The 13,475-nt window shown below is 57.5% G+C and carries 7 protein-coding genes; 6 read left to right on the forward strand and 1 reads right to left on the reverse strand.

The genetic code is table 11. The features are described from left to right. The first annotated feature begins 66 nt into the window (after positions 1-66). The 6 genes from WKI47_RS20955 to WKI47_RS20980 all read left to right on the forward strand — a co-directional run bounded on the left by WKI47_RS20955 (position 67) and on the right by WKI47_RS20980 (position 9,631). A complete protein-coding gene (locus WKI47_RS20955; RefSeq protein ID WP_340229136.1) occupies positions 67-2,199 on the forward strand; it encodes a hypothetical protein in 2,133 nt (710 codons plus the stop codon). A 1,014-nt stretch (positions 2,200-3,213) separates the two neighbouring features. After that, complete coding sequence (locus WKI47_RS20960) at positions 3,214-5,034, forward strand: diguanylate cyclase (protein WP_340229137.1); 1,821 nt, start codon at positions 3,214-3,216, stop codon at positions 5,032-5,034. A gap of 192 nt (positions 5,035-5,226) precedes the next feature. Continuing rightward, a complete protein-coding gene (locus WKI47_RS20965) occupies positions 5,227-7,287 on the forward strand; it encodes a beta-galactosidase (RefSeq protein WP_340229138.1) in 2,061 nt (686 codons plus the stop codon). Positions 7,288-7,342: 55 nt separating this feature from the next. Continuing rightward, the gene (locus WKI47_RS20970; RefSeq protein WP_340229139.1) at positions 7,343-8,053 is read left to right on the forward strand and encodes a pirin family protein; all 711 of its coding nucleotides are present in this window, start codon (positions 7,343-7,345) and stop codon (positions 8,051-8,053) included. Positions 8,054-8,073: 20 nt separating this feature from the next. Then, complete coding sequence (locus WKI47_RS20975; RefSeq protein ID WP_340229140.1) at positions 8,074-8,424, forward strand: hypothetical protein; 351 nt, start codon at positions 8,074-8,076, stop codon at positions 8,422-8,424. 310 nt (positions 8,425-8,734) lie between these two features. Then, positions 8,735-9,631 (forward strand): hypothetical protein, encoded by an 897-nt coding sequence (locus WKI47_RS20980; protein ID WP_340229141.1) that lies wholly within the window; start codon positions 8,735-8,737, stop codon positions 9,629-9,631. Between the two features lie 713 nt (positions 9,632-10,344). Here the strand turns inward: WKI47_RS20980 and WKI47_RS20985 are convergent. Next, entirely contained in the window at positions 10,345-13,155 is a 2,811-nt protein-coding gene (locus tag WKI47_RS20985) for an endo-beta-N-acetylglucosaminidase (protein ID WP_340229142.1), read from the reverse strand. Between the last annotated feature and the right edge of the window lie 320 nt (positions 13,156-13,475).

The following is a 13,475-nucleotide window of genomic DNA, read 5'->3' on the forward strand; positions in this document are numbered from 1 at the left end:
AGAGAACGTTTTGCCGTGTTAAACGGATTCTATTCTGATGCGGCATCGCCGCGGGGAGACGCAAACGTGAAAACGTTATTAACCGTATTCAAAAAACCGACGGGACTGTTGGCTTTGTCTTTGGTTCTGATCTTGGCCGGAAGCTGGCTGGCGGGACTGTTCAATACGTCTTTTTACAAAGTCGACGTCAAAGAAATCTCGTTCAAAGCCGACCACGGCACGCTGCACGGCTTGCTGTACATGCCCAAAGGCGCCGGAGCCGACGATCCCCGTCCGGTCATCGTGACCACCCACGGCTATCTGAACACCAAAGAAATGCAGGACGCTCCGGCGATCGAAATGTCCCGGCGCGGCTATATCGTGCTGGCGCTGGATATGTACGATCACGGCGATTCCCGCTGGGCGGGCGATATCAAGGTCGGCGAGCAGTTCTCGACGTTCTGGATCTACTCCCAATTCGATGCCGCCAAATACATGTACGACCAGCCGTATACGAAAAAAGACGCCGACGGCAACGCGTATCTTGCGGTCAGCGGACACTCGATGGGCGGCTTCTCCACGCTGCTCGCCATGTACATGGATGAGATGAACGCGCTGCAAGCCGGACACCGGATGATCTACGCGGGCATCTCGGTCGGCGCCGATTATTCGTACGCCGCCGCCGTCGCGCCGCAGGATCAGTTGACGGCCGCTTACGGCAGCCGTACGGTCGGCATGATCGCGGGCCGTTACGACGAATTCTTTTTCAACAAATCGGATGAAGAAAAAACGGCCGAAGAAAAAGCGGTCGTCGGCACCGTCATGCGCAAAGACTTCGCCAAAACGCTGTCGGGACGCACGTTCCTCGGTCTCGGCGCGGACAGCGCGGAAGCGGCGCAGCCCGGACAGTTTTACGAGGCGGATTCGGGCGAAGTGAAAGTCGACGGTCAAACGGTGCGTCCGTCGCAGACGGGCGAACGTATCCTGTACACGCCGAACCAGACGCATCCGTGGAACCATTTTTCGAGGGAAACGACCGGGGATCTGATCGACTTTTACGCGCATGCGTTTCAGGGCGTGACGGCGGCCAGCCAGGTCGATGCCGGCCTGCCGTCCGGCAATCAGATCTGGTGGCTGAAAGAAGCGTTCAACTTCGTGGCGATGATCGGCTTTTTCCTGTTGATCGTGCCGCTCGCCACGCTGCTGCTCCGTTTGCCTTTCTTCAAACGGGCGATCACCGGCGCGACCGCGCCGCTCGCCAAGCCGCTCGGCCGCGGGCAAAAAGCGGCTTACTGGATCGCCGTCGCGTTCAGCGCGTTGATCCCGGCGATCCTGTTCCCGACGCTGATGGACAAGCAGCCGGGCGGTCTGCACGCGCTGACCGTCGCCGCGATCGTGCTGCTGGCGCTGTCGGTCGTCGCGGCCGTGATCGGCTTCGCCCGTTCGGGCGGCTCGCCGGCCATACGCCATATCGGAATCGGCGGCTCGGTCTTGGCGGCCGTGTCCGCGATCTTGTGGGTCCTGTTCGCCCAAGCGGACGGCATTGTGCCGCTCAGTCCGTTTTTCAACGAGCCGACGACCAACCAGATCGTATACTGGGCGCTCGTGTCCGCTTGCATCACGGCGTTTATCACGTTCGGCTTTTACTATTTCAACAAAAAGCGTTCCGGCGCGAGCTTCGCGGATTACGGCATCAGCCTGAAGCCTGTCGCGATCATCGCCAGTCTGTGCACCGCCGTCGCTTCGGTCGCGATCGGGTATCTGCTGCTGTTCGCCGTGCAGGCGGTCTTCGGCACCGATTTCCGTCTGTGGACGTTCGCGGTACGCACGTTCACGTTTGAGCATTTCGTGACGGCGCTGCGCTACATGCCGCTGTTCCTGATCTATTACTTCGTCAGCGCGATTGCGCTGAACGCCGATACCCGCTCGCGCAAAGGCGGCTATCTGCTCGCGATCTTCCTGAACGTGGGCGGCCTGATCCTCTGGCTTATCGTCCAATACGGTTTCGATTTCGCCCGAGGAGTCGCGCTGTACCCGGCTCAGGCACTGAATGGCATCTTGCTGTTCGCGCTCGTTCCGGTGCTGGTCATCGCCGCCGTCTACGCGCGCAAGCTGTTCGAAAAAACGAACAACGTCTGGCTTCCGGCTTTCGTGAACACGATCCTGTTCACGATGGTGACCGCCGCCAACACGGTCATGTTCTGGAATCTGGTACGTTGAACGCGCTCGATATGAAATTTACGTTCGATTCGAACCGTTTACGTTTTAAGAATGGTTCGCTGGGCCGACTCGGCGAGTGAATACGTTCAACTTACACGTACTTTAGATTTTCTCGGCAGATTTTCTTTGTCTCTTCTTCGGTTAACGCTGAGCTTTACCTTATGTCCGCCCGAGTAGAGATGTGACCCTCCGGTGCGCCGATAAGCAAACGCCTTACAAGGATCGGGGACATGCAAAGAAAACCGGCTCAAAATCTGGAATCGGGACACTCTGCGATCAAATTGTTGAGAATAAGTGCGTATATGCACTTAATTTCTTCGAATTCTTCTATTTTGGAAAAATAGTTGCGTATGTGCACTTAATTACTCTGCATTTTGCTCTTTTACGCGTATTATCTTCAAATAAGTGCATATACGCGCTTATTTGAAAATTCGGGAACAAATCGATCGAAATAAGTGCATTTGAGCATTTATTTCGACCAATTTAGCTCGCGTCTTCCTTGAATCTTGCTCCAAAAAAGTTCAAATCGAAAAACGCGCTTTTCCTGCATTTCGGAAGAATGGGATTTCAGCAGCTTGCGCCAGCCAACTTTTCTCGCAGTCCTCTCGTACCTGCACCTATATGATTTTCTCCACAGCCTGACGTTCAACGCACAGGTCTGTCGAACGCTAAGAGTAAGGGGAAGACCGTCTCAGATTTCGTATTTAAACCGCATACGAAGTCTTCGTCTGAAACGCATGTAAAGCACGCACTTTTCGGAAAATCGTAATCCTCTGATTAAAAGTTGGCCGGATATCAGCCGTCGGAACCCCTGTTCCGGCGGCTTTTTGCTGTCCGCACGGCGCGTACACTTTTTAAATGCTCGCGATCTCGTTTTACGCCTAACAAAAAAGTCCCGAAAAACAGATAATAATAAGGAGGAATGCAAACAGGAATCGCCTCCGGAGAAGACGCCGCGGCCCGATCGGGCCGCCGCGTATCCGCCGATCCGGGAAGGCTGAAGGAGATTCGAACATGAATAAGATGCTTAAAGATCTTTTTCGGGGAAAAAAGTTTGTCGGGTCCGGTCTGGTTAAGGCCAGTCTCGGTTTTATGATCGTGTTCGTGCTGATTGTCGGACTCGGCTTCGGCTATATCGTGAAGTCGCTGTTCGCGAATTACGAAGGCGTGCGGCAAACGGCCGATCTGAGAACGCAACTGTTGCAGTTGGAAAGCTCGTTGATCAATCAGGAAACGGGACAGCGCGGGTATTTATTGAGTCGGCGTTCGGAGTTTTTGGAACCGTTTGATCAAGGGTCGTCGAGTTATGAGGCGATTTCGACCGCGGTGATCGACCAGGTGCGCGAGATGGAGGCCGACGCGTCGCTTGAAGCTGCGATATTGGAGCTGACCGAGATCGGCAAAACGTGGAAATCGCAGTTCGGGGATACCCAGATTCAAAAAACGCAGGCCGGAGGAACGGTGACGGAGCAGGAACTGACGGATGCGAAGCGTCAATTCGATCTGTTCCGCGCCAAAAAAGAAACGTTGATGGAACAGGTGGAAGTGCTGCGTGCCGAACGCCGAAACGCGATGCTCAATCATCTGTACATTTTGTTCGCCGCGATGGGCACGTTGTTCGTCGTCGTTCAGATGCTGATGCTGAATTATTTGCAAAAAGGACTGATGCGCATCACCCGCCCGATCATTCAGTTGGATCGCGCCGTGATGTCGTACGAAGACGGCAATATGCAGGAACGGCTGCCGGATTACCGCGAAGACAACGAAATCGGCCGTCTGGTCGACAATTTCAGACGGATGCACGACGAGATGGAAAAAGAAAAGCGAACGCTCGAAAACACATACCGCATGATCAATACGTTATACCAATCGCGCGATCTGGAAGAAGCGTACCGCAATATTTTAAAATCGCTCGAAACGTTGATGGCTTGCGACCGCATGTCGGTCATCACGCAAAACGCCGACGGCGGCTTTTCGATCAAAGCGGTCTGTTTCGACGGCAACGTCTCGCTGGAAGAACGCCCGTTGCCGGACGAAGCGGACGACGTGAACGAGCTGCTTCGCGGCGGCGTATCGGCGACGCACGACGACTGGTCGAAACACCGGGCCAAAGGCGCGATTACGGACGGGCTTTACGCGATCGGCATCCGCTCGTCCATGCACATTTTGCTGCGAAAAGAAAACCGGGTCATGGGCTTGCTGAATCTGATGTCGACCGAAGCCGGATTTTTCACCGCGCAAAAAAGGGACCGGTTGGAGATGCTGTCGCCAATGATCGTGACCGCGCTCGAAAACGCCAGCGAAACGCTGCGGATTCAGGATATGGCGATGCGCGACGGGCTGACGGGACTGTGGAATCGCCGTTATTTCGAGCAGGCGTTCGACGCGCAGTTGTCCAGGCAGGGAAATGCCAAGGCCGAACGCCCGCTGAGTCTGATCCTGCTGGACGTCGACCATTTCAAAACGTTCAACGACACGTGGGGACACTCCGAAGGCGACCTGGTGCTCAAGCACGTCTCGCAGTTACTGCAACAGCAGGTTCGCAGTGGCGATATCCCGGTCCGTTTCGGCGGGGAGGAATTCGCGATCTTGCTACCGGACACGTCAACCGAAGAAGCGACGGCCGCGGCGGAACGGTTCCGCGAATCTCTGGAATCGCAATCGCTGTCGCGTAAATACCGGATCACGGCCAGCTTCGGCGTCGCGACGAGCGTCGGCGACCGTACCAAAGCGCAATTGGTGGAAGCCGCCGACCGGGCGCTCTATCGGGCCAAAGACGAAGGGCGAAACCGCGTTTGCGCGGATGTCGAACCGGGCGCGCAGCGTTTGGTTTGAGTATGAACTTCGAGCGTGAAAGCCGCCGAACGATCCGCAAGCCGCGTCGAACCCTGCGTTCGGCGCGGCTTTTTTGCGCGTTTGCGGAAAACGTTTGCGAAAGGGCAGGGATCGGCGGGAAAAGCGCGAATGTGTGTAAGACGAAAATGCCGACCCGTCGGCAAAGATCGAAAAGGGAAAGGGGCTATCGCAATGGCAGCGCAGCAACAAAAAGTTTACGAACGCGTCCGCATGGGCGTCGATTATTACCCGGAGCATTGGGAGGAGTCGATGTGGGAAAAAGATGCCGCGCTGATGAAACAGTCGGGCGTGGCGCTGGTCCGCGTCGGCGAATTTGCCTGGAGCCGGATGGAGCCGCGCGAAGGGGAGTTCGATCTCGGTTGGCTGGATCGGGCGATCGACCTGTTCGGCCGTTACGGCATCGACGTGGTGATCGGCACGCCGACCCATACGCCGCCGAGATGGCTGACCGACAAATACCCGGACGTGCTGCCGATCACGCCGGGCGGCGGCGTGTACCAACCGGGCGTGCGCGGACATCGCTGCTTCAACAGCCGTTCGCTGCGCAAATTCGGCGAACGCATCGTCGAGAAGCTGGCCGAGCGTTACGCCGGGCATCCGGCCGTGATCGGCTGGCAGACGGACAACGAGTTCGGCATGCTCGACAGCCAAAGTCCGCAAGCGGCCGAAGATTTTCGCGATTGGGCGTACCGCAAATACGGTACGCTGGACAAACTGAACCGGGAATGGGGCACGGTCGTCTGGAGCGGGGAATATTCGGATTGGAGCGAGCTGACGCCGCCGCTCGGCGGATCGCCGTTTCAGAATCCGTCGTTCCTGTTGGACTTTGCGCGTTTCCAATGGGAAACGGTCGCCGATTTCCAGGCCGGGCAGATCGCCGCGATCCGCAGGCATTGCCCGGGGCATTTTATTACGCATAATTTCCATACGTATCCGCAGCGGCTGGATTTGTATACGGTCGGCAACGATCTGGATTTCGCGTCGTTCGATTATTATCCGAACACGTCCCCGGACAAAGCGGCGACTTCGCCTTACAGCGGCGCGTTGTCGCTGGACGTGACGCGCGGCATCAAGCGCAAAAACTTCTGGATCATGGAGCAGCTTAGCGGCTCGCCGGGCGCCTGGATGCCGATGTGGCGCATGCCGCAGCCGGGGTATATCCGCGCCTATGTCTGGCAAGCGATCGCGCGCGGCGCGGACACGGTCGTGCATTTCCGCTGGCGCAGCGCCAATATCGGCGCGGAGCAGTTCTGGCACGGCCTGATCGACCACAGCAACGTGCCGGGCCGCCGCTTGGCGGAGTTCGCGCGGACGAGCGAAGAAGTACGGCGCCTCGCGCCGCTGCTGGAAGGCACGTCGCCGGACGCGGAGGTGGCGATCCTGATGTCGCACGAACAGCTTGAAGCGCTGCGCGTGCAAAAGCAGACGGACAATTTCGATTACTACGAAAATCTCAAAACGTACCATCGCGCGCTGACCAAGCTGGGCATCGCTTGCGACGTGATCGACTGGCGCCAGCCGCTGGAAGGCTACCGCGTCGTCGTCGCGCCGCATCTGTACCTGCTGGACGACGAAGCGGCGGAGCGGCTGTCGCGCTTCGCCGCCGACGGCGGAACGCTGGTGACGACCGCGCGCACGGGCGTGAAAAACATGAACAACGTATGCGTCATGCAGCCGCTTCCGGGATTGCTGGCCGATTGCGCGGGCGTGACCGTGAGCGAATACGATCCGCTCGGCAGCGACGTCGTGCGACTCGACGACGCGGAGGGCGAACAATTCGCGTGCAGCCAATGGGCGGATATTTTGGACCCGGCCGAAGACGGACGCACCGAAGTGCTGGCCCGTTACGGCGGCTCCGTCTTTTTCGCGGGCGAAGCGGCGGTCACGCGGCATCCATTCGGACGCGGCGAAACGTATTACCTCGGCACGCACCCGGAAGAAGCTTATTTGCGCAGCCTGTTGCTGCGCATCGCGCAGGATCGCGGCGTGGCGCATACGGAAGGATTGCCGGCCGGCGTGCAGGTATCCGTGCGCGGCGGCGATAGCGGCGCGTATCTGTTCGTGCTGAACCTGGGCCGCGAACCGCGCCGCGTCAAGCTGACGGGCGAATACGCCGAAGCCGCGCGCGGCGAAGGACTGCTGAGCGGCAAACGCCACCACGGCGCGGAGATCGAACTGGAGCCTTACGGCGTAGAGATTTTCCTATTGAAAAATCGCACCGAACAGGAATAATAGAAAGAGCAGTTTAAAAATCGAAGTTTAAAAAGGGAAAGGGGCTCGCCACACGATGATTCAAGTCTATCCGGCAAGTTCGCGTTTTGAATACGATAAAGGCTGGCTCAAAGGCGGACACAGCTTTTCGTTCGCCGAATACTACGATCCCGAGAACGTGAAGTTCGGTCCCATGCGCGTATGCAACGACGACGTGATCGCTCCGGGCAAAGGCTTCGGCGCCCATCCGCACAGCGACATGGAGATCATCTCGATCATTTTGTCCGGTCGTCTGCGCCATGAAGACAGTCTCGGCAACGTGGCCGTGACCGGCTTCGGCGGCGTGCAGCGCATGAGCGCGGGCACCGGCGTGATCCATACCGAACACAATCCGTCCGAGCACGAAGACGTGCATATTCTTCAGCTCTGGTTCGAACCGACCGAACGTGGCAAGACGCCTTCGTACGCCACGGGCGAATTCGATACGGCGGCGCTCGACGGCGCCCTGGTTCCCGTCGCTTCCGGTCAAGGGCTGGAAGGTGTGACCGATCTGGGCCAGGATATGACGATCTATCTAAGTCGCCTGGAAGCCGGGCAGAGCCTTTCTTTCCGGCAAGAAGCGGGACGCCGCGCGTTTCTGTTCGTGATCGAAGGCGAACTGCAAGTGTCGGGGGCGGACGAACAGGTCGCGCTGGGACGCCGCGATACGGCCCGGATCACCGAAGCGCCGGAGCTTGAGCTAAACGGTTCCAGCCCCGTATTTTATATGTTGGTCGATCTGCCGTGAACGAAAAGGAGGAAGCCGCAATGAGCGATATGCCGCAAGACCATGAACGCATTCTCGTGAAGCACGCCGTGACGGGCCGCATGTTCGTCAACAGCGGAACCGACGACGTCACGTACGAATTGGAGCGCTCCGGCGAAAACGGCGAAGCCGTGTTGAGCATTCGCGGCGTCGCGCCGTGGCTCGCCGAAGAAATCCGAGGCGTGCAGCGAGAATTGAACGTGTTCCACTTCGAAGAACCTCCCGGTTCGCCGCCGATCAAACACTGGTTCTACGTGGGCGAACACGATGTCTTCTATGACGAAGCCACGTCTACGCTGACGATTCATACCGGCTCCGGGATTACGTACAAGCCGGACGAATATTGGGCTTGACGGGCATCGGGCGATTCCGGCCGTGACGCACGCTTCGTCGCCCCGGATCGGCCGCTGGCCGGTATTCGTCTGTTCGAACTCCGGTCCCGCTTCGAAAAACCGACGCCGCATAGCGTCGGTTTTTTTGTTTTTTGCTTTTGTGCTCCTTTCAGCAAACATTCAGCCCAGACTCAGCATTTTCTAAAAAAGGCCGTTTAGTATGTAGAAGTCACCCGTCGTCGAGATCAACGGAAAAAGCCTATCACCGATTTGTCCGAGGCGGCTGCCGATTCGCCGCGCAATCTCGGACCCATACAAGGAGGACTTGACCATGAACAAGAAAATCGCAACCGGAGCGCTGGCATTGGCGCTCGCGGCGGGAGGCACCGCCGCCGTTTCGCATACCTACGCCGCTTCGTCCACGGATTCGTCTTCGTCGAACCGTTCCGCGACCGCAACGACTCCGACAGCTCCGACAGCCGATCCGTTGCAAGCCGGCAAAAAAGGTCCGGGCGTCGGCGGTCCGATCGGCGGTCCCGCCGTCGACCGCGCCGAACTGGCTTCGCTGCTCAAGCTGACGGAAGCCGAGTTGAAGACCCGTCAGGAAGCGGGCGAGACGCTGGCCGCGATCGCGACCGCGCAAGGCGTGGACAAGCAATCCGTGATCGACCTGCTCGTATCGAAGCACGAAACGAAGCTCAAAGAAGAATTGGCCGCAGGCGATATTACGCAAACGCAGTATAACGAGCGTCTGGCGAAAGCGCAGGAACGCGCGCAAAAAGAAGTCGAGCAAGTCTTCGACGCTTCGAAAAAAGGTCCGGGCAAAGGCGCTCACGGCGGTCCCGGTGCCGGAACAGGACCGAAAGAAGAACGCGAAGCGGTCGCTTCGCTGCTCGGCTTGACGGCCGATCAGTTGAAAACGCGCCAGGAAGCCGGAGAATCGCTCGAAGCGATTGCGACCGCGCAAGGCGTGGACAAGCAAAAAGTGATCGACCTGCTGGTGTCCGATCGCGAAACGAAGCTCAAAGAAGAATTGGCCGCAGGCGAGATCACGCAAGCGCAGTATGACGAGCGCGCGGCCGAAGCGCGCGAACACGCCGGCGAACATATCGCCCGCGTGATCGACCCCGCCGCTGCCGTTCCGGCCGAAGGCCAAAAACGTCCGGGCGGCCCTCGCGGCGAACGCGATGGCGAAGACGCCGACGCGGCGACTCCCGAAACGCCTTAATCCGCCGCTTGTTCGCAGCCCGCTCCGCGACGGGACGCTTCTGGAACGCCACCGGACCGCGACCCGGCTGGGCGGATGCGATAACGGGATTGATCGTTTCGTCGGCAGATGGAGAAGTAACGTGCCTGAAGATATGCCGAAATGTACGCGGAGGCAGTTACCGGAATACGTATCGAAATATGTGCCGAAAGCCGAAACAGCTTCCGAATGACATTGAATAACGTACTGAATAAGGCTGTACCGAAATCCGTCATCGGATTTCGGTACAGCCTTTATCTTTTGCTTTTAAGCTTTTTATCAGCCCAACTCGAACCGACCCGTCCAAAATCTCCAAGTCGTTCTGTTTTCGCACCCCTGTTATAAAATAAGTGCGGAAGTGCATTTATTTCGTCCCTTTTTTACGGAAACATCGAAATAGGTGCTCAAATGCAACTATTTCGAGAAAAGAAGCGAAAAAAGGCATAAGGGAGAGCTGTTAGTTGCATATTCGTACTTATTTGCTTGAAATCGCAGAATTTGATCGGAATAAGTGTATATTCGCACTTATTTCCGATAATTGGTATCGACCTCGGGGTACGGAGAGCAAAAAAAGCTATCCGAGCGCCATATACACGCCAGCGTTCGAGATAGCCTTTTTCGTCATACAAATCTGTAAGCTACCGTGAGCCTACAGATTCACTCTTCATCAATCTGCGTCCCATGTTTCCCCAACACTATTCGCCTTTCAACACCACCGGTTCCGACTTGTTGCCGCTGTAGTCTTCCAGCACGACTTCGACTTTCGCCGCCGTCGACGTGAAGTTCAAGCTGGCTTTGGTCGTGCGTCCACGGATGATACGGTCGCGGTCGCCGACGTTGTACGTGGTCGGGAAGGAGCGCAGTTTGCCGTCTTCGTACACGTACAGATAGCGCCAATCGCGACTGTTCGGCATCGGCAGGTTGAGCGTATTGCCGCTCCACGACCAATCTTCGGCGTATGGCTCGGCGATCGTGTCGGCAAAGGTGCCGGAGATCGACACCGGCGTCAAGCCGTTTTTGCTCACGGTCACGATATATTCGTCGCCGTTGACCGGCATGTTCGCGAACACTGCTGTCGTTTGCCCGTGCGGGACGGTCAGCGTCTCGTCGATCGGCTGCGGGGTGGTCGTCCAGTTGACGGAGCGGACGTTCACGGTCGTATCGCCTTTGACGCTGCGAGGAACCGTCCATTTGACCGTCAACCCGCCGTTTGCCGCCGCAGTCGCTTTCAATTGTTCCGGCGCGGTGTTTAGGTTGAACGGCACTTCGGCCTTCGCGCTTTCCGTGCCGTCCGGTCCGACCGCCGCGACTTTCACGACGCCGGATTGAGACGGAAAGTTTTTGATATAAAACGTTTCGTCGTATTTGCCGCCTACAAACGTATCGTTGACATACACATTGTACAATTGCACCTCGTCGTAGTTGTCGTCCAGGTTCCAGTTCACGAGCATCTCGCCGCTTTCCGGGTAGACGGCTTCGATCGCGAGTCCGGTCGGCGCGGAAGGCGCGGCCTGCGTCTTGTTCGAGATTTGCAGTTCGCCGATATTCATCCGGTAATCGGCGATCGGCGTCGCGCCCGGTTCGAACACGAGGCCGAAAGCGGCGATCTCGCGGCCCGCGTACGCGCCGAGATCGACCGAGGTCGTTTTCCACCCTTGCGTTTTGCCGCCGCTGTCCGGTACGGTTACTTTGACCACGTCGTCCGGGGCATCCGCGAAGATCAGTCCGACGCTCATCAGGGAATCGTCGCTTTTGACCGTTTTGTTGTATGTCACACTCAATTCGGAAGCGGAAGCGACGGACAGATCGGTTTTGTACAGCCGCAGGAACGTCTCCGCATCAAGCGATCCGCGCAGCGCCAGCGAGCTTCCGCCTTCGTACGCGCCGATCAGCGGATGGTCGAATCTCGTGCCGGTCTCGTACTGACGCCCGTAATCGAACGCCACGTCCAGCTTGCTGCCCGACGTTTCCTGCCACCATTGCCAGCTCGGAAGGATGTCCTGCAAGCTCATGTTGGACCATTCTTCGTCGTTCGATACTTTGCCGTTCACATAGTAATCCAGCCCGTGCCCGGTATTGAAATTCGTGTAAAAGGTATCGCCGCCGACGACCGAACGTTCCGCGATGACGGAAGCGACGCCCGGCCAATACCGCGTATCCGCGTAGACGTCGGCCGCCGCGTTTTGCGCCGTGACCGCCGTGTTGGCCGGATCGAGGTTCGGCCCCGACCACCACAGACGTTCGCGGATATCCGTCATCCACTGGAAGCCGTTTTCGTTGCGTTTGCGGCTCGGCCAGCCCTGGTTCATATCCTCGTCCAGTCCGGCATGCACGAAGTCGGCGCCGAGCGTCGCCAGACTGGTGCGCATGTTGCCTTCGGCGTCGAGTTTGGCGTTCAGCGCCGAACCTTGCACGTTTTTGAACCGGTCGCGGCCCGCTTCCAATCCGGCGTAGCCGTTTTCGAACAAACTGTAATCGGTACCGTACTGCGCGTTCCAGTTGTTCAGGAAACTCGCGGCGGCGTCGATCTGGCTTTTGCCCATCCCGTAATCGAAAAAGAACGAATCCGATACCTGCTGCCCGTCTTCCGAATCGTGCAGGAACTTGATATTGTTGCCCCGGAACGTACGCGCGAACGTGTTCGAGCCGTTATCCGTGTTGAGCGAGTCGTACCACTGGATATACAGCCCGGAAGCTTTAAGCGTTTTCACGAATTCCTGATAATCGGGGATATCCGCCACGGCGACGTTCGGCCCGATCTCTTCCTGATTCACGAAATAACCGTCGTACCCGAAGTATTCGGCCATCTCGATCAGCTTCTCGGCGACGGGGAAATTGCCGTTTGCGTCTTTGACGATCATCTGCTTGTAGGTCTGTTGGCCGCGGTCGTTATTGGAGAAAAAGATGCCCGCCAGCGACAAAACGCCGTTTTTGTGCGCCGCGTCGGTGTAGGTCGGATTCGGAATATTGAGCATGCCGAACTCGAACCATTTTTGCTGCCAGTCTTTTTGCGCCAGTTCGTCATAGTATTCCGGCGGCGTATACGCGGTCGCGGTGCCGTGCCAATACGAGTAATAGTCCGTGTACTGCCAGAAGTTGAAATGGTACTGCGCGAATTTGTTCGTATACGGTGCATTTTCGATAAACGCGTTCCCGTAATCGCCCGCCACGTTCATCATATGTACGTCGGAGCTGATCGTCGGGTCGGCCTGGGTGGCGGCAAAAGGAGCGATACGCGGTTGGAGCGGCACGCGCGAACGCAGCAGTTCGGCATCGCGGTCGCGCTCCGGTGTCCAGTCGAGGATATGCCCGCTGGTGTAGCCATGCACGCTCGGTTGGTTCAGTCCCTGGGCGCTATCGCCGGTAAACGGCCAAGTGTCTCCGGCGCTGGCTTGCAGCGGCAGGGCGGACGCGATCAAAGACAAGGCGAGAGCGGCGGAAGCGGCCTTACGCGGAAAACGTGCCAAAGGACGACGGGAAGGTTTGATCCTTTTTCGGGTGCTCATGAGATTCCTCCGTTTCGATAAGTGGTCAAACATTCAGGCAGGGAGCGCCAAACGAAAATACTGCAGCGCCGACGACTGGAAAAGAGTTCCCTATTAAGCTATCCGATGAAAGCCTTTACATAAAGAGTTGAAATTAAAGAAGAAGGGTTCAAAATAAAGAAAAAGCCCCGAACTTGAAAAAGTGAGGGGCAAGGCAGACTCAAAAGCCGAATAGCGGGTCAGGGGAAAACCTGTCCGGCAAAGGGCAAGCAATCGAAAGATCGATAGAGGCGGCAAAGTCCGGCAGATTGCTCGAAGTATTGAATTTTGGCGGCAATGCG

It is taken from the genome of Saccharibacillus sacchari, assembly GCF_037722395.1.
In the GTDB taxonomy this organism is placed as follows: Bacteria; Bacillota; Bacilli; order Paenibacillales; family Paenibacillaceae; genus Saccharibacillus; species Saccharibacillus sacchari_A.

Bases quoted from the DNA above. Each gene is read 5' to 3' on its own strand.
- WKI47_RS20960 (WP_340229137.1), top strand. From the start codon at position 3,214: ATGAATAAGATGCTTAAAGATCTTTTTCGGGGAAAAAAGTTTGTCGGG.
- WKI47_RS20965 (WP_340229138.1), top strand. From the start codon at position 5,227: ATGGCAGCGCAGCAACAAAAAGTTTACGAACGCGTCCGCATGGGCGTC.
- WKI47_RS20970 (WP_340229139.1), top strand. From the start codon at position 7,343: ATGATTCAAGTCTATCCGGCAAGTTCGCGTTTTGAATACGATAAAGGC.
- WKI47_RS20975 (WP_340229140.1), top strand. From the start codon at position 8,074: ATGAGCGATATGCCGCAAGACCATGAACGCATTCTCGTGAAGCACGCC.
- WKI47_RS20980 (WP_340229141.1), top strand. From the start codon at position 8,735: ATGAACAAGAAAATCGCAACCGGAGCGCTGGCATTGGCGCTCGCGGCG.
- WKI47_RS20985 (WP_340229142.1), bottom strand. From the start codon at position 13,155: ATGAGCACCCGAAAAAGGATCAAACCTTCCCGTCGTCCTTTGGCACGT.